This window comes from Zooshikella harenae, from assembly GCF_018837975.1.
In the GTDB taxonomy this organism is placed as follows: Bacteria; Pseudomonadota; Gammaproteobacteria; order Pseudomonadales; family Zooshikellaceae; genus Zooshikella; species Zooshikella harenae.
The window spans coordinates 125,743-143,335 of sequence record NZ_JAGSOY010000007.1; the positions used below are offsets into that span (position 1 = coordinate 125,743).

Annotated in this window: 20 protein-coding genes and 1 pseudogene; 11 read left to right on the top strand and 10 right to left on the bottom strand. The window is 37.3% G+C overall.

The window, feature by feature from the left end; all coding sequences use genetic code 11:
• Positions 1 to 225: 225 nt before the first annotated feature.
• From KCG35_RS05415 to KCG35_RS05425, 3 genes are all read left to right on the top strand, one after another.
• Positions 226 to 2,310, top strand: coding sequence for a flagellin N-terminal helical domain-containing protein (locus tag KCG35_RS05415; protein WP_215818646.1), 2,085 nt, complete (start codon positions 226 to 228; stop codon positions 2,308 to 2,310).
• Between the two features lie 129 nt (positions 2,311 to 2,439).
• A complete protein-coding gene (locus tag KCG35_RS05420; protein WP_215818647.1) occupies positions 2,440 to 4,383 on the top strand; it encodes a hypothetical protein in 1,944 nt (647 codons plus the stop codon).
• A gap of 155 nt (positions 4,384 to 4,538) precedes the next feature.
• The gene (locus KCG35_RS05425) at positions 4,539 to 5,360 is read left to right on the top strand and encodes a substrate-binding periplasmic protein (protein ID WP_215818648.1); all 822 of its coding nucleotides are present in this window, start codon (positions 4,539 to 4,541) and stop codon (positions 5,358 to 5,360) included.
• A 43-nt stretch (positions 5,361 to 5,403) separates the two neighbouring features.
• Here KCG35_RS05425 and KCG35_RS05430 read toward each other — a convergent pair whose 3' ends face one another.
• Positions 5,404 to 6,225, bottom strand: coding sequence for a substrate-binding periplasmic protein (locus KCG35_RS05430; RefSeq protein WP_215818649.1), 822 nt, complete (start codon positions 6,223 to 6,225; stop codon positions 5,404 to 5,406).
• 183 nt (positions 6,226 to 6,408) lie between these two features.
• Between KCG35_RS05430 and KCG35_RS05435 the strand changes: the two genes are divergently transcribed.
• The 4 genes from KCG35_RS05435 to KCG35_RS05450 all read left to right on the top strand — a co-directional run bounded on the left by KCG35_RS05435 (position 6,409) and on the right by KCG35_RS05450 (position 10,101).
• Positions 6,409 to 7,164 carry a TIGR01458 family HAD-type hydrolase gene (locus tag KCG35_RS05435; RefSeq protein ID WP_215818650.1) on the top strand — a complete coding sequence of 252 codons (756 nt, stop codon included), beginning with the start codon at positions 6,409 to 6,411 and terminating at the stop codon, positions 7,162 to 7,164.
• 210 nt (positions 7,165 to 7,374) lie between these two features.
• The gene (locus tag KCG35_RS05440) at positions 7,375 to 7,926 is read left to right on the top strand and encodes a hypothetical protein (RefSeq protein ID WP_215818651.1); all 552 of its coding nucleotides are present in this window, start codon (positions 7,375 to 7,377) and stop codon (positions 7,924 to 7,926) included.
• Positions 7,927 to 8,149: 223 nt separating this feature from the next.
• The gene (locus KCG35_RS05445) at positions 8,150 to 8,503 is read left to right on the top strand and encodes a hypothetical protein (RefSeq protein ID WP_215818652.1); all 354 of its coding nucleotides are present in this window, start codon (positions 8,150 to 8,152) and stop codon (positions 8,501 to 8,503) included.
• Between the two features lie 161 nt (positions 8,504 to 8,664).
• Complete coding sequence (locus KCG35_RS05450) at positions 8,665 to 10,101, top strand: FAD-binding protein (protein WP_215818653.1); 1,437 nt, start codon at positions 8,665 to 8,667, stop codon at positions 10,099 to 10,101.
• 60 nt (positions 10,102 to 10,161) lie between these two features.
• Here the strand turns inward: KCG35_RS05450 and KCG35_RS05455 are convergent, their stop codons facing one another.
• Together KCG35_RS05455 and KCG35_RS26645 are read right to left on the bottom strand one after the other, a co-directional pair.
• A complete protein-coding gene (locus KCG35_RS05455; protein ID WP_215818654.1) occupies positions 10,162 to 10,965 on the bottom strand; it encodes a PEP-CTERM sorting domain-containing protein in 804 nt (267 codons plus the stop codon).
• Positions 10,966 to 11,579: 614 nt separating this feature from the next.
• Entirely contained in the window at positions 11,580 to 11,714 is a 135-nt protein-coding gene (locus KCG35_RS26645) for a hypothetical protein (RefSeq protein ID WP_255561869.1), read from the bottom strand.
• Positions 11,715 to 12,036: 322 nt separating this feature from the next.
• Between KCG35_RS26645 and KCG35_RS05460 the strand changes: the two genes are divergently transcribed.
• Complete coding sequence (locus tag KCG35_RS05460; protein WP_215818655.1) at positions 12,037 to 12,828, top strand: hypothetical protein; 792 nt, start codon at positions 12,037 to 12,039, stop codon at positions 12,826 to 12,828.
• Positions 12,829 to 12,918: 90 nt separating this feature from the next.
• On the opposite strand, the gene KCG35_RS05465 is transcribed toward KCG35_RS05460, so the two are convergent.
• From KCG35_RS05465 to KCG35_RS05495, 7 genes are all read right to left on the bottom strand, one after another.
• On the bottom strand, positions 12,919 to 13,776 hold the full coding sequence (locus KCG35_RS05465; RefSeq protein ID WP_309227297.1) for an ADP-ribosylglycohydrolase family protein: 858 nt from the start codon (positions 13,774 to 13,776) through the stop codon (positions 12,919 to 12,921).
• Between the two features lie 85 nt (positions 13,777 to 13,861).
• Positions 13,862 to 14,080: a hypothetical protein gene (locus KCG35_RS05470; RefSeq protein WP_215818656.1), complete on the bottom strand. Its 219-nt coding sequence runs from the start codon at positions 14,078 to 14,080 to the stop codon at positions 13,862 to 13,864.
• An 81-nt stretch (positions 14,081 to 14,161) separates the two neighbouring features.
• Positions 14,162 to 14,611: a hypothetical protein gene (locus KCG35_RS05475; protein ID WP_215818657.1), complete on the bottom strand. Its 450-nt coding sequence runs from the start codon at positions 14,609 to 14,611 to the stop codon at positions 14,162 to 14,164.
• A 54-nt stretch (positions 14,612 to 14,665) separates the two neighbouring features.
• The gene (locus KCG35_RS05480; RefSeq protein WP_215818658.1) at positions 14,666 to 15,163 is read right to left on the bottom strand and encodes an HD domain-containing protein; all 498 of its coding nucleotides are present in this window, start codon (positions 15,161 to 15,163) and stop codon (positions 14,666 to 14,668) included.
• Positions 15,164 to 15,195: 32 nt separating this feature from the next.
• Positions 15,196 to 15,849, bottom strand: a complete 654-nt coding sequence (locus KCG35_RS05485; RefSeq protein ID WP_309227298.1) for a LysR substrate-binding domain-containing protein — start codon at positions 15,847 to 15,849, stop codon at positions 15,196 to 15,198.
• Complete coding sequence (locus KCG35_RS27055) at positions 15,789 to 15,986, bottom strand: LysR family transcriptional regulator (RefSeq protein WP_215818660.1); 198 nt, start codon at positions 15,984 to 15,986, stop codon at positions 15,789 to 15,791. Before KCG35_RS27055 ends, KCG35_RS05485 begins: the two co-directional genes overlap by 61 nt.
• Positions 15,943 to 16,089: a hypothetical protein gene (locus KCG35_RS05495; protein WP_215818677.1), complete on the bottom strand. Its 147-nt coding sequence runs from the start codon at positions 16,087 to 16,089 to the stop codon at positions 15,943 to 15,945. Before KCG35_RS05495 ends, KCG35_RS27055 begins: the two co-directional genes overlap by 44 nt.
• Before the next feature lie 144 nt (positions 16,090 to 16,233).
• Here KCG35_RS05495 and KCG35_RS05500 point away from each other — a divergent pair, with 144 nt between their 5' ends.
• From KCG35_RS05500 to KCG35_RS05505, 3 genes and pseudogenes are all read left to right on the top strand, one after another.
• Positions 16,234 to 16,614, top strand: a complete 381-nt coding sequence (locus KCG35_RS05500; RefSeq protein WP_215818661.1) for a hypothetical protein — start codon at positions 16,234 to 16,236, stop codon at positions 16,612 to 16,614.
• A 5-nt stretch (positions 16,615 to 16,619) separates the two neighbouring features.
• A pseudogene (locus tag KCG35_RS27060) lies at positions 16,620 to 16,700 on the top strand (hypothetical protein); the annotation flags it as partial.
• A 102-nt stretch (positions 16,701 to 16,802) separates the two neighbouring features.
• Positions 16,803 to 17,327, top strand: a complete 525-nt coding sequence (locus KCG35_RS05505; protein ID WP_230409028.1) for an MBL fold metallo-hydrolase — start codon at positions 16,803 to 16,805, stop codon at positions 17,325 to 17,327.
• The last annotated feature ends 266 nt before the right edge of the window (positions 17,328 to 17,593 follow it).

Here is a 17,593-nt window from a genome sequence, read left to right on the forward strand (position 1 = left end):
GTTTGCCTTGTAACGTTTTATCTTGCCGGTTTCCTGTCGATTAATGGTTAAGTGGTATTTTTATTAAATAATTATGTAATTGTTTTTTCAGTTTTTTTTCACTTTGGCATAAGCATTGCCCCACCATAGGCAACGCAAATTTCAACTTGTTGCCAAGTTGCCGGCGTAACCCGCACATTTGATACAAGGGAAGCAGACCGGCTGGTATTAAGGTGGAGAAAAGCCATGCCTCAAATAATTAATACCAATATTCCTTCGCTGAATGCTCAGCGAAATCTGAATAGGTCTCAAACCGATAATGCCGTTGCCTTGCAACGTTTATCTTCAGGACTTCGTATCAATAGTGCAAAAGACGATGCCGCTGGTCTTGCCATTTCGACCCGATTTGACGCCCAAGTTCAAGGCCTATCGGTAGCAATCCGCAATGCGGGTGATGGTGTTTCACTCTCGCAAACAGCAGAGGGTGCACTTGGAGCAATGAAAGACAACCTGTTACGTATTCGTGACCTTGCTCTGCAATCAGCCAATGCGACTAATAATGCCTTTGACCGAGAAGCGTTAAATGCCGAGGTCGAGCAGCTTAAAAAAGAAATAGCACGTATTTCTGATCAAACCAGTTTTAACGGTACTAAATTACTGGATGGCACATTCACCCAAGTGACTTTCCAGATAGGTGCCAATGAAGGAGAAAGTGTCACGTTTGGCATCGAAGGTGCCCGAGTTGATGAACTGGGAGCAGCACAAAATGTTGGAGTAAGTGCTCGAGGGACCGCCAATGCGCTGGTACAAGGGGATCTTATTATCAACGGTGTCAGTATTCCAAGCTCTAAAGCGACGGATGATACTGCGTCACTGACTAATAAGAGTGCCAGCGCCATTTCTAAAGTCAGTGCAATTAACAGTGAATCTGACGAAACAGGCGTAACCGCAGAGGTACTTACTAATACCGTTGCGGGAACAGCACAAACGGTGGCTGATCAAACAGGAAATATATTCCTCAATGGAGTACGTATCTCACTGGCCGTCAATACCAGTATTTCTTCTGAGGGAAACCGTGATGCGGTCATCGCAGCTATCAATGCCAACTCAGATCAAACAGGTGTTAATGCTGTAAATACTGGGGATGATCAATCGGGCATTACCCTAGAAGCTGAAGATGGTCGAAACATAACCCTCGTTTATGCAGCAGGTGGGTTAACCGCTGCAGCCACTGGGCTACCAACGGGTAACGTTGCTGCAGGTGCCACTCCCACTGCCGCAGAAGAACTGGCAGGTACTGCTGCAGGTGGCTTCACCTTAATCTCCCGTGATGGCACAACCATTAAAATCGACCAGGGTCCTGATGGCCAGCTTAATCAAAATGTCGGGTTAGCCGTTGGCGAATACAGTGGTACAGGTGCATTTCTCTCCTCACTGGCAGATTCAGGGAATACACTAAGTGATGGCAATATTGTCATCAATGGTGTCCCTGTGCCAGCTGGAAATATTCTGGACGATACAGCTTCCTCCACCAGTAAAGACACCAGTGCAATTACCAAAGCAGCCGCGATCAATAAAGTCAGTGAGCAAACAGGTGTCACTGCGATAGCTAACCCTAACCTTGTGAATGGTGCAGCCATGACACCAGCCGCATTGACAGGAAATATTGTTATTAATGGGGTTGTAACCACTGGCTTTTCCACTACCACTGATGCCGAAGAGAGTCGAATTGCCGTGGTGGATGCAATCAATGCTATTGCGGGTCAAACGGGAGTTACCGCCGTTGATACCGGTAGTAGTACTGCGGGTGTCCAACTGCTCGCTGAAGATGGACGCAATGTTGATATCGTGTTCAATACGCTGACCAGTGCTGCAACAGGTATTGCCGCCACAGCCGTTTATGAGTCATCCATTCGACTATCATCAGCAAACCCGATAACGCTAACATCAAACACCAATAATGGACTTTCCAACCACGGTTTATCTGCAGGCACTTATGGTGGCGCAGAAACCGGTCAGTTTGTTCAGGATATTGATATTTCCACAGTTGAAGGTGCATTACGTGCTCTGGATGCAGTAGACAACGCACTACAGTCAATCAATATTCAACGCGCTAACTTAGGGGCCATTCAAAACCGCTTTGAATCAACCATTGCAAACCAGGAAATTGCAAGAGAGAACTTGGCTGCAGCCAACTCTCGTATCAAAGACGCAGACTTTGCAGCAGAAACAGCAGAATTATCAAGAACCCAGGTTTTGCAACAGGCAGGTATTTCTGTACTCGCCCAAGCTAACGCTCAACCTCAACAAGTACTACAGTTATTACAGTAGTTATTAATTATTGGGGTTTCTTACTACTTACTTATTAATGAGGTGTTTCAACACCTCATTTTTGCGTAAGGAAAAGCCAACATTCTAATGAATACATGGACTCGTTAACGGGCAATGGGGGGAGTTATCATGGCTGAAAACAACAAACCAACGATTGACTTTGGTCTCACTGATTTTGAGCTGGCAGTTTATCGGCGCAACCATCAAGTTGCCGAAAAGCTGTTAATACAGCTCTTAAAGTTTATGGATAACTCCAACCAGTTCGGTACTATTTTTGTCGATCCAAACGATATCACTAACAATCAAGCCTACTTTATCGGTTTTATTCCCTTCGATAATCGTAAAACCCTGAGTCAACGTCTTAGCCTTTACAATAGACTGGCGGCAGCTATTACTGCATTAGCCAGTGATCCAGCTTATTCAATGGGCAATGATTTACGGCTCTCATTTTTATTTTATAAATGCCATGTGGGTAATATTTTTAGTGCCTCTACTTATAGAAATATGGATCATATCCTTATCGCTAGAGGAGTCTGTAATAACCAGTATGTCCTTAACATTCAAAGTGATGATGACTTTCAACAACTTTTGTTATTTTTTTCCTTAGAAAGCAGTATTAAAATTGATCATAACTTATTGTTTGAGTACAACTCAAAAACAGCTGGTTATTTCTTTCTAGGTCTTCTCTATAATTTAAATTGCAGTTTTGGCTCAAGATCAGAACAAAATTGTGCTGAGCTTGTCAGCGCCTACCAGTTACTCGATAAAGTCCCTTTGGAACCTGTCGTTTATGGTTTGTTACCTAATCCATGGATGGGTTGCACTTATTTGCAACACCCTGACAAAAATCACCTTAAAAAAGCATTAAATAAACTTTGTGAGCGTTGGGTAACGTATCAGATAAATAAAAAAGTTCATAAAAAAATAAACCATATACCCACAACTTTATCACATCCAGTTAAACGCATTATTATGGGTATGGAAACCTATAAATCAAACCATTCCATGTACCGCTGTTACCACTCCATATTACAAGCACTAAAAACACATTATGAAGTTATCTTAGTGTGCAATAAGACAATGATTGATAAAAAAGCTGAAGAAGATGGTCATCGCGTTGTTTATCTTGATGATGATGTCCCCACCATCAACAGTGATCTTGAAAAGATTATCGACTTACAAGCTGATATGATTATTTATCCCTCTCTTGGTATGAGCAGGTGGGCAGTCTTTTTCGCAAACCTAAGACTTGCGCCTGTTCAAGTTATGTTTCTGGGGCATCCTCATGCCTCATTTAGTGACAGCATTGATTACATATTACCCTTAGGCATCGATCAGCAAGAAAATGGGTTTGCACCCTATTGTCAAGAAACAGTCATACCCGTTAACTTCCCTCAACAGGGTTTTACACGTCGTCCTGATTTACCCGATAAAATCCCTGAAAAAGAGCAGCATGATGGCATTTTTCGTATAGCGATCAATAGTAGTTTACCTAAGCTCTCTCCCTCCTTTTTAGCTACATGTCAGTCTATTAAACAGCAAGCTAATATCGCCGTTGAGTTTCACTTTTTTATTTTACAAACTCGCTCCGCCTTTGGTGACAATCTTGGCCACTTTTCACTTCAACACATTGGACCTACGGTAATCCATACGCATAAGCCTTATGCTCAGTACCTGCAAGATTTAGCCAACTGTGACCTTGCGTTGGGTACCTTTCCTTTTGGTGGTGTAAACACCAATATTGACTTATCTATGGTCGGTGTACCTAAACTCATCATGGATTGCCCTATAGGTGACTTTTTTGAAAAAACAGATAGTGACTTTTTCAATCAGGTTGATGCACCACCAAGTTTAAGAGCCTCATCCATTACGGACTATATCAATAAAGCCTTAGCACTCATTCATGATAAAGAATTACATGATCAAAGCGCAAAATTTATGCAGTCCATCGACTTATCTCCTTTCTTTCAAGTTAAAGAAGAATGCGTTCGGTCAGTGATTAAGGCACTTCATACAGTAAGCCAGAACTCTCAATCTAAAGAACAACAACTCAAACAGGTTAAAGATGTCTAACCCATACTATGACAAACTTAATTTATTTAAATCAACACACTAAGTTACTAACTAAACTAGTAATAGTATTTCAGACAATAACATTGAATTGTTTTAGTATGAAGTCAAATAAGCAGTTATGATATGTTTTAGAAAACATTTTGAGAGAAAGTAACATGACATTTCACTCTAATTTTCAGTTAGTGCTTTATTGTTCTTACTTCCTCTTATTCTGTTTTTCAAAAGCATTTGCTCAAGATATTAACCTATGTAAAAAAGACGAAATTAGTATCGGCTGGTTACCTTTTGAACCTTTTATGGAGGGTGATATTACTGAAAAACCAACAGGACTCGATATTCAACTAATCGATAAAGTATTTACTGAAGCACGTTGTCATTACAAGTTTATCTATTTGCCATGGAAACGTTCGATTCATGAGATTCGTTATGGCAGACTGGATATGATTGCACTAGCCTCTATTACCGAAGAAAGAAGAGAGTTTGCTAATTTCTCAGTGCCTTACCGGTTTGAACAAATGCGTTTAATGGTTCGAAAAGAGGATAAAAACAAATGGCACATAACTACTCTTAAAGACATCGCAAGACTTCAAATGCGAGTAGCTGTCCATTTAGGGGCCTTTTATGGAAAGGATTTTGAACGTCTAAAAGAAAGTGATGCCACCTTTGCGGACATTCTTTTTACAACAACTGATGACTCTACTCGATTAAGAATGCTCCAGTATGACAGAATTGATGCAGTCTTACATGATAAAACATTTCTAGAGTCTCGTGTTAAAAAAATGGGCCTTGAAGGAAGGTTTATCTTTTTAGACTACCCAGTAAATGATGACTCGATTCATTTTATGTTTAGCAAAGCTAGCATACCCATTGAAGATGTTGAACGAATCAATAAAGCCATTTTTAAAGTAGGGAAAACTAAATTTTACTACGATTTATATCATTATTCTTTAAACAGAATTTTAGAGAAACGTCCTTAATTCATAGCCTGTAGTTTAATAGCAAGTTTTCATTAAAACAACTTCACTTAATTGATCCTTTAATAGTCTCTTTTTTCTTAACTTGGTATCCACCCATACGAGAATCCCGTAAATATTGATCATAGCGACCATCCGCTTTAAGAATATTAAGACCTTTATTGAATCGATCAATTAGCTCCTGGGCATTTTTTACTTTTTTACTAATAATTAAATGGTAAGAAGTAACATTATAAGGTTTCGGGTGATAGTCAATCACGTTGACGACACTATCAGGCAAACTACCGTGAAGTGTCGCATAGCCTACATCTAAATCTGATGGGAAAAGATCAATATGTTGCTTGGCTAACATTTTAAATGCTTCAATTTCACTCGGAATACGAATAATCCTAATATTTGGGTTATCTTCCAACTGGTAGGAATAACCCAATACACCACCTATTCTATAATCAGCTAAATCATCATAAGTCTGCCACTGAAAATGATGACTCTTCAACTTAAATAAAACTGAGGTCCCGTAAACAACAGGCTCACTAAAGAAAAACAATTGTTTACGTTCCTTTGATGGACTCCAAATCAACGTACCATGATACTTTCCCTTTTTACTACTCTCATAAGCGCGCTTCCATGGCAAAAAAACATATCTGACAGATATGCCAACCTCAGCAAATGACTCAGAGACAATATGGGAACCTACACCATAATGTTTAAGGTTTTTTGACAAATAAGGCAGCCACTCGCCATTCGCTAACACGATCTGTTCTTGATCACTTGCTTGAAGCGTCGATAGATAAAACAACATGAAAAAGAAAAAGTATTTTGGCATAACCATTAGCGCATCAACAACCACTCCCAAATAAAGGCCCACGAATAAGATATCCCTTTCCTATACTTACCCTGAAAGGAATAATTGTAGTATAGATGGCTAAGCTCAATTGCCCTGAATATGACGCATGTTACGTACTCTATTTTTGCGTGCCTCATCAGTAATCACTAACCTTTAAAGAGCAGCTAACTTTATGCAATCCTACATAACCTGTGGTGAAACAACATGAAACCTACCTATAAAGCTTTACTCATCGACTTAAGTGGTGTGTTATATGTAGGAGATGAACCCATTCCAGAAGCAGTAACAACACTTGAAAAACTACGCTCAATGGATTTAGTGCTGCGTTTCGTGACTAATACCGCCACCCAGAATCACCAGAACATTATTACCAAACTACATAAAATGGGTTATAAGATTGACAGTCAGGAGCTGTTTACTGCACCTATAGCTGCTAAACAATACATCAAAGCAAATAACCTTAGGCCTTTTTGCCTTATTCACGAGGCCTTAAAAGAAGATTTCAGTGAGCTTGACCAACATCAGCCAAACTGCATACTTTTAGGTGATGCTCGAGAACAACTTAACTACCGCACACTCAATAAAGCTTTTCAACTGTGTATGGCTGGTTCTTTATTAATTGGAATCGGTAAAAATAAATATTTTAAAGATAAGCAAGGCTTAATGTTAGATGCCGGCGCCTTTATTCATGCTTTAGAGTGGGCTGCAAACACCCAGGCAATCATTATGGGTAAACCCAGTTATACCTTTTTTACGCAAGCTGTTCGTTCTACTACTTTCTCCCCCAAAGAATGTCTTATGATTGGCGATGATGTCGAAAGTGATGTGATAGGGGCAATGAATGCTGGCTTGGGGGGCTGTTTAGTTCGAAGCGGAAAATACCAGGTAGGTGACGATAAAAAACTTCCTGCAACAGCTCATATAATAGACTCATTCAGTCGTTTAATGTCAATGCTTTGAAATCAAACAGTCTACCTATTTTCCCTCACTGTGCATATTTACCCAGCCAGAATGATTACCAGCCAAGCAGATGCTAACATTTCTGATGGCTACCAGCACTAAAAACACTTACCTATAAGACTAAAGTCCAATTTACACTTTTTTGCCCTATTGCTACCGTCACTCTTTACTATTCAATCTTTAATCATCTCTATTCTAGTGAGGCCTGCAATGCATTGTTTTTATCGGATCGTTCTGATGTATTTTATTTTAGGTTTAACCTTCTCATTTGCCCATGCAGGACTCATAACCGCAGATACTATAACAACAAATGGCATGCATTTTGTCTATGGTTCTGCTGCAAGGTTTAGTGATGGAGATACACGAAACCAAGTATATGTTAGCCCCTATACGGATAATGCTTATATAGAGTTTAGTTTTGACGCTTTATACTCCAGTGACTTTATCCGTATTTACAATGACTATGCCGTCAACGATGATAGTTTAACAAAATTTAGCCTCGCTTTCTTTAACGCTAAAACACTCGTAGCCTTTGAGGAAGCATTAACCTCACCAACATCTGTCTCTACGCATGATATAGCCTATTCAAAGCAAGTAGGTCCATTCAACCGTATAAGACTGTATCCAATCGAATCTCAACTACCACATCGATTTCAAATACGAGAAATTCAATTTAACACAACAAAAGTTCCTGAACCTTCTTCATTGCTACTATTACTTAGCTTCTTATCACTCATAATTCGGTACAAACATTCTGCGTAAATAGCTGAATAAAGATAGCTTACAAGCTACTGAGTTTACTATACACAATGAATAGTTAATTAAATGCTATAGTAAATGCTCAATAAAACAAATAATATAACAACGCCTATATGAGGGATGCTAAATTAAAGAATTTTCTTATGAGTAAGAACAGCTAACTCAATTGTAATATTGCACTTGGCAAAAAGAATATCCATGTGTACACAAGATTACGGAGGAAAAAATGAAGCTACACAGCATTATCAGTTTAATTGCCACTCTGGCAATATCAACAACAACTTTTGCCGAAGGTGTTAAAGAAGTATTAATGGGATTTGATATAGAACCTAATTCAATTGTCTTACATGTTGCATCTGGAGGATGTACATCAAAAAGTGATTTTAAAATTGATATCAAAAACAATAAAAATGAACAACCACCACTACAACTCACTGTATTGAGACTAGTGCCAGATTACTGCGAAGCCCATATCCCTAATGGCATTGAACTCTATTATGATCGTGCTGCATTAGGTTTATCTGGGGATATTGAGTTTACATTGACAAACACCATTGGCACAACCTCACAACACTATTAATTGTAACCTGTCTAAAACACAAGTGCTGTTTAACGCCCAGAGTGAAAGAAATCATTGGCAGCTCTGGGCAATACTTAGCGTATCAGTGATGGCTACTTAATTTGATAAGCTAACGTTTGTTGATTATTGAGTTGAGTAAGCTGAGCAAAAGATTTAGGGTAATGAGCACTTACTCCATATTAAAAGCCTTTATGTATATTAAACCCTCCACGCTAATCCTTGCTTTCTTTTTTACACTTTGTCATGTTAGCTATGCAGCCACTTGGGATGATATTACTCACTTAAATCGAACAGCAATTACAAAAGTTGTCCATGTAAGATCAGAGCATGATGTAGCACAAGCACTTAAATATGCCAATACTCACAAATTAAAAGTAGTTATATCTGGCACTCGACATAGCCAAGGCGGGCATATTACTTACCCAAATGCCTTAGTTCTGGATATGTCATATTTTAATCAAATCACGAATCTATCACTTAAAGAGCATACTATTACAGTACAAAGCGGGGTAACTTGGGATGAAATACAACAAAAAATAAACCCTTATGGTCTATCAGTAAAGGTAATGCAGTCATCAAACATTTTCTCTATCGGCGGCTCAGTAAGTGCTAATATCCATGGCCGAGACCCGAGCTACGGACCTTTGATTGAAACGATCAATAAACTACGCATCATGTTTGCTAATGGTGAAACCAAAGTGATTAGCCGACAATCATCGCCACAGTTATTTAGTGCAATCATTGGGGGCTATGGATCACTTGCTGTTATTTTAGAAGTAGAACTGTCACTTACAACCAATACGCCCCTCAAAAAAACAGTAACCCCTATTGACTACTCAGTCTACTGGCCGCACTTGGAACAAATGTTACAGCATAATAACGTCACACTTCACTATGGCCGATGTTCTATCGTAAAAGGTAAAAGTTTTCTAAAAGAGTGTTACTCAGTAAACTACATATGCAAAAACCATTTACCACTTTCTGAAAAGCTTAATAATGAAAAACATATAACACGAAATAAATATTTATTTGATTTATCCAGACATAGTCCTGCAGGAAAAAAATTACGCTGGCATTTACAAAAAAACTTAATCGATATTCCTGGTCAGATACAACATCTTTCAAGGAATAATGCCATGCGTCCTCCTATTAAATTCTTAACATATCATTCACCAGATAACACCGATATCTTACAAGAATACTTTATACCTACCGTATTTTTTAAGGCCTTCATGGATGACCTGCGAAAAGAACTCACAACCCAAAATGTAAACTTATTGAGTATGACACTACGCTATTTAAAGAAAAACCAAGAAAGTACTCTCAACTATGCAAATGATGATATGATTGCTATAGTATTGTTTATAAATATTGAAACCGATGAAAAAGGGTTATCGAAAGCTAAAACTTGGACCCAACATTTAGTTGATTTAGCCCAAAAATATAATGGTACTTATTACCTAACCTATCAACGATTCCCCTCAAAAGAACAATTCAATACTCTATATCCTGATTGGAAGCACTTCAAAGCATTAAAAGCAAAGTATGACCCTGAGAAATTATTTTATAGCCAATTTTATCAGCACTACATCGATTAATGAGTCATAGCCAGTTGAAGGTATAAAACATTCAACTGGCTACAGATCTACTAAAAAAGTTTATTTACCTCTACGAGCTATACCAGCCCCAAACAATCCAAGAAGAAAAATTACCAAGGTCGACGGAACAGGAACAGGCGTAGGATCAGGTTCTGGATCAGGAACTACATCTTCAGTAATGCCCGCATAACGTACATTACTTTGCGAGTAATTGTAAAAGCCGAATGAGCCATTATCAAACTCAGTTAAACCTGCATCATCAGGGGTAACAGAAATCTCAAGGACATCATCCACTAAGACTTCAATCAATGAAGAGGTAAAGATAATATCAAACGTATAGGGCTGGTTATCTGCCCAACCTGTAGACCCCAAATTAGTAGCACGTGCAATTTCTGACACACCAGGCGGTACCGTATCATGTCCCCAAAATGCACCTACTCCAGGCATGGTTACATGTGAAATAGCCAATCCCTCAAATGCTGTACCACCAAATGAACCTTGGTTACCCTGCTTCCAATCCACAAGGATAAAGTCACTTACTGCACTATTAATTTCATCAGGATCATAACCCAACACAAAACCAATAAAATCATCATCCCCAGTTGTTTCAACAGTAATTTGCCCACTTAAAGAGGTACCTTGAGCATTGCCTACTGGATCAAAAAAAACGGTAGGATTACCATTTACCGTTTGCAGTACAGTATCATTATCCGCGCCAGAAACAACCCAGTTTGAACCCCCGGGACCAGGATGATTGTTTACTACCCAACCAGACAAATCAACTGCTCCAGCCATTACATTAGTCGTTAACAATGTTACAAGCCCTACAAAACAAAACTTTTGGCCTTTTTTAAAAGAAATCATATTGACTGTCCACCTCAATATTATTTTACATTTACTTTAGATATCAAAACACACGAGCCAAACGCCTCAAAAAATGGGCCAACTTATTCTTCCAATAAATATCAACAAGTTATTTTTATTAAAATACTAATTCAATATTAATTTATAAAATTTCTGAACAATATACAGTACTTCACTACTTTAAACACTTAGTGCCCAGGTTGGAACTTTTCTTAAAATCGTATAAAATATTTGAGCAAATATATACCAAAACCGCTATTTAAAGTCACACTCTATATTTAATACATAAAAAGTCTTGAAAGCTCTAAACACCAAGAATTTAGTATAAAGTAAACCGCAAACATAAAGATGGGGAATTAAATGCAAAAATCAATAAATTGCGCACCAATATTTATAACCACTGAACACATCTATTAAAAAAGCGTTAAAACAAAAAATTTAAATATTAGCTATTTACAATTTTTCCATTTATTTTATAAGGTTTTTAGTTTTCCTTAAGTTTCTTATTTCCAGATCAAAAAACGCTGTTTTCCATCGATTCTACCCTCAGCTCATGTAGCACCATTAGACAAGGCAATCGCATATAACTTTACCTTTATAAAAGTCCACCTTTGTCAAACGTCTGCATAACGCTGCCGTGAATCCTTCCCTGAAGGCTTGGTTGCCGCCTCCTTGCGGCAACCAGTTCGATGTGCATTATCCAGCCTTTGTCTACCACTGGCATACATCGCATTACCACAGGTGTTCATTTAATCATGATTGATGTACTGCAACGATGCTTCGTCCGATCGAGTTATTTCCAAATGCTATAGTATATCATATATTAATAGCTTTTTGTTTAAAAAAACAATCTACTATTTCCATTTTAGAATAAAAGATATTTTTTTAGGATAATAAAAAAAATATCTTTTATTTATTGCTATTAGCATCACAGCTTAATTATGGGCATACCGCTACAATAGAGCGAAGTTTAACTGTAATAAGTTATTTAAAAAACAAGAAAATATCTCAGTCAAAAAGAATTTTCTTACACAGTACTTTTAGAGATAGATACGGGTAAAGGAGCTGACCTTGAATAAGCACACTGAAGCCATTATGTTTTTCAATACTCAGGGTATTTGCAAAGAAATGATCATGCCTGAGTTTGAAGCTATTTTAGATGGCGTTGTCTGTATGGATGAATTAAAAGGCCAAACAGTTAGGTGTGCTTATGTATTAATTGATACTCACCTACATGTCACAGCAATTGTTTTATTTCTTCTAGACTTTGATCAAGATGGAATGGCTGACCGTTCCTGGAACATACCTTTTAAACAAATATTATCAAGCGCGAAACAAGGACCTTATCTTGGCACAGGAACAACCAGACTTGTTACACAAACACTATGCTCAAATAAAACATACTCCTCAAACCTATGGGACCAAAGCTCTAATAACGCTATGAATGAGTTAACACTCATTAAAGAAGCCGCAAAAAGAAACCGCCTTCGCTTAAGTACTCAAAAAACATCCGTTAAAGAAAATACTATTCAACGGGTGGAGTCTAACGAAATCCTCCATGATAATTCCCTCTTAAAAAGCCAACAACAAGTTAATCAACTTAAAAAACAGTTTAATGATGAGCTTAGTCGTTTTAAGCAAGCCTTACTCGAGGCCAAACAAACTAACGAAGACCTTATTAATAAAAATAATGCTCTAACCATACAGTTAGAGACACAAAAACAACAATCTCAAGAGAAGTATGACTATTTGACACAACTATTAAAAAACACAGAAAGAAAAAATCGTGCAGAACTCTCTATTATGCAACGACAACTAGAAATGAGAAGAACAACTCAACGCTATAGGGATATAGCTCTTTAGGGCACCTCTCAAAATAGTGATTTTTTATATAAATTGTACTGACTCATTATCTGTAGAAGTTAAGGTTTAATCTGCCTCCCGTCTTGCCACTTAAACACTATCTTTACCAGTCTGGTATAGATCTATGGCTAAATTTTCTATTTCTTTTGCCATGTAAATTCCTTCACGCCAATGTTTGGGAATAGCTGAAAAACCATAAAAAGCACCGGCAATTTGACCACAAATAGCAGCGGTAGTATCTGCATCATTTCCAAGGTTAGCCGCAAGTAAGATACTTTCCTCAAAGGAGTTACTGTTAAAAAAGCACCATAAAGCGGAATTTAAACTTTCAACAACATAGCCACTGCCTTGGTTATCATCATAATTAAAATCGATAAATTTACTATGGGCAATACCTTCAATTTTTTTATCTGACTCAAAAGCACTTAGTATCAAACTGGCGAATAATTTACATGCTTCAATACACTCTACCGAGGCATCTGTTGTACGGGAACTTTCTCCTGCATAGAAAATACATTGTTCGTAATTACTTTGATAAAAAATTGGTATAGGGGCCAACCGCATCAGAGAACCATTACCCGATGAGTATTTATCTTCAGAACCACAAAATGGATTGTTTGTTTTTAGGTATTGATTAAGCGCTTTGGTTACTGTTATTCCAATATCAAAGCATTCACCATTACAGCTCATATAACCATGCTGATACCAGTTACAATAACGATTCATCTGATCTGTTGGGTCAAACCCCTTCTGATAAAGCAGGCTATGCGCTAAACATAACGCCATTGACGTATCATCAGTCCATTGCCCTTTTTCCAAATTGAAAGGACCTCCTCCAACCATATCTTTAATAGGTGTAAATGACCCTTTTGGCTTGAACTCCAGTGTAGTGCCCACTGCATCACCGCAAGCAAGCCCGACTAAAGCACCTTTGATTCTATCTTTCACGCTAACACCTACCGTCATAATACTCAAACACGTCTGCTAGACTCACAAACTAGATAATTACTCGTTCTAAGTCCGTATAAATGGGTTATCTCTTAAGAAAAAACAATATAGCAATACTGACAAAATACCATTGCATCATGCCAAGTAGCCCTGCAAAAAAAATTCCAGACAAAGAACCATGAGGAAAATATCCAGATAAAAGTGAAGCTGGAATACCCGTAATGATTAGCCATAAGTGGCAAGCAACGCCAAACTCTCCATGATTTGCAAAGAAATTACCATAGAGTGCAATGAGCATAATCATGAAAAACCATATCGCATATACAGTCATTATTTTTTTTGATATACCCACTAATACACTCACACTTAGTCATCACTAACAACATCAAAATACCAAATACTCAAGTCCCTCACCAGAAACATATTCAAATAATATTTTATTATTTTTATTTTCCTGGGTAAGCACCACTTTTTTATCTAATATTCTACCTACTGTAGACATCAACCTAAATATAATTTTAGCCTTTATTTCATCATCAACTTCAGTGGGTTCAAATATCAGTATTATTTGTTGCACTTTAGCAAAATCACAGTACAACTTAATCATATTTAAAGTGATAATTAAGCTATAAGACTGTTCAATACTCGTAACGATATTTTTGACACTATGAGGAAGAAAAATTTTTTCACCACCCTTGTATAAATCTAACTTAGCATCAGTACTACGTAAAAAATCAATCAATAGCTGCCAGCCATCAACGCTGACATCTTTTACTACTATCTTTCTTAAATAGCCACCCACTAGAAATGCTGATTTATACTCATTCCAATTCATAAATATTATGCAATCTTAAAACTTATTGTCATATACCGATCATTAAACTCATTTTTATAACGTACTAACATCAAGTAACTCATTTATTTGTTGCCACAAATCATCACTTAAGCCTGGTCTAAAAGCTGCTGTTTTAAAATGCTCGTGTTCTTCTAAGTACATTTTAAGTTTATCGTATCGGTTATACTTGATACATGTCTGAAGGTTAGCTAATCGATCTGCTGCTTTGACCACCAATGCCACTTGCAATTCACCAGTCACATTTTCCATTAATGTGTATGTCTTCAGTTTTTTTTCCCTTCTATTAGCACCAGCCTGATCGGTTAAAACCCCTACAGCATCAGCAATAAACTGATTAAACTCCCTGGCAAGTTCATCAAGCGTTACATCAGTATCCTCAACAACATCATGCAAATAACCAATCGTTTGCGCTATTTCGCCATAAGGGGCTAAAAGCTCAACGACCTTATCCAGATGATAAGAATATGGTTTATCGCCATAAGTTTGACTTCCATGTTTTTCGAGTGCAAATCGTCTTGCTTTGTCTATCATAATCTACCTATTTTTCTATCCCTTCCTGTCTACTATAGACCATCAACAACCTCTTTAACCTGCTGTCGCAACCAACGATGAGCAAGATCATAATGATTCAGTTCATGCCAAAACTGCTCAATAAAAAAGTCTACCATCGTGAGCGGTAACTTCTTCAAACAAATATTTTCTGTCTCACCAATATACTTAATTAGCTTACTTGGCATCGTCATAACAAAATCACTATTAGCAACAATTTTTGGTGCTAAAGCAAAATGTGGTACTGATAACACAACATCTCGTTTACATTTTAGCTGTTTAAGTGCTTTATCAATATCTGTGGGTTTTATCCCATCCCCTGAAACAATAGCGTGCTTTAACATGCAATAGGCTTTGATATTAATCTCTTTCTTAGCCAAGGGATGGGTATTAGACATCACGATTGCATAATTATCACTGAATAATTTTTGCTTGAAAATTCCTTCTGGTGCATCATCGGTCGAATATAAAATCAGATCAATTCCATTATTAAACGATGATAATAAACCAATATGAGGGTCATACTGCATAACTTGTATACGAACACCTGGCGCTGTCTCACGCAGCCTTGCCATTAGCTTGGGGATGACAACGAACATTTCATAGTCTAACGCAGCGATTTTAAACTCACCTTTAAAGCGTGCAGGATCAAACTCCTCACACCCAATAGTACCTGTTGAAGCTGATTATGTATCAAGATTGCTCGCTTCGTTAACCTATAACCATTTGGCGTTTTTACCAAAAGTGGGTCATCAAACTGTTCACGTAAACGAGCCAACGCTCGGCTTACTGCAGGTTGACTCATATTGAGGAGCAGAAGCTGCCTGGCTAACATGACGGCAGTCAAGTAATTGTTCTAATACCGTTAACAGGTTCAAATCCAGCTTACGAAGGTTAAAGGCTGCCACGCGGTTCCCCTACGCCACCAAAATAAGTTATTCACTTCATGCATGTTAACTATATTACTTATGCATTTGAAGTATAGTTATTAATTGGCTTAAAGTTAACCAGCACTTGCTAGCTGTAGTAATTACCAAGAGGAGTTTGAATACATGAAGCAACGCATAATGATTTCATTAGCCCCCTTTTTTCTTTCAAGTTGTTTAACTGCATATGCAAGTTCACAACTTAAGCAGGAACCAGTCCTTCATCATAATGACTTACTTATTAATTATGTTGAACCTTCAAGTCAAATAATTTTAAAAACTAAAGAAAAAATTAAAGATTTATTCAACTTACAATACGATAATGAATACACAATTCAAAAAATTGGTACGCAAACATACTGGATTGGCGTTCAATATTATAATGCTACCGTTATAATAAATGATGAAGGTGTCTTAGTGATTGATCCCCTAAGGCACTTTTTAATGCCATTACCTCAATCACAGATAAACCTATTAGTGCTATCGTATACTCTCACTATCATTTAGACCATATTGGTGGTACTGACACATTAATTGAACTCAACAATAAAAAGTATCCAAGCAAGGCTAAACGTGGTCTTCGTATTATTGCAAGTAAGCAGGTAAACGATAACATTAAACAATATGCAGATTTTAGTAACAATGGGTCTATTAACCCCAAAGTACCAGTTCCTACAGAAACCTTTTCTAAAAGAATGAAGACCATTAATTTTGGTAACCAAAAACTTGTACTTAATACATTAAAAGGTGCAGGTCATACCAAAGATAATACCTTGATCTTACTCCCTAAAGAAAGAGTATTACACTTTGTAGATATGATTAACCCTGATCAGTTGCCATTTTATAACTTTGCAGGAGCTGAACATTTTCCCCGCGGATATATTCGTGACTTAAACTATTTAATTAGTGATAAATTTTGTGCCAAATGGGACTTTATTAATGGTGGTCATGGTAATATTGGCACTAAAACAGATATTTATAAACTACTTGACTATATTCATGATCTAACGCTAGCAACAAAAGAAGTACTAAATTCAACTAATTACCCTACAATCAAAGCTGATGGCAATCACTTCATTTGGTTTAAACGTTGGCAAAACACCATTACTAAAAGTGTTAAAGAACGTTTAAGAAACAAGTATAGTCATATGTATGGATTTGATGCAGGTGTCGTTGAAAGCCATGCTGCTATGGTTTTAAATGAACTTATAGATCATTAATAACAAAACACTAAGCACCTTAAAACAATTACTTTTTTAAATGCAATATTCCCACAACTTAATTCATCATTTTAAATTATCAATAAATTTATAGTATGAATATTTTAGCGCTAAAATACTTTCACTTTTATTACTATCAACTACGCTTAGTGCTGAAGTATGCGTTGATACGTTAAGTAAGACTAGAACCAGTTGGGATGGAACGGCTCTCCCTGCTTACCCAGCTGGTCAACCAGAAGTGACTGTTCTAAAGTATACTATCCCCC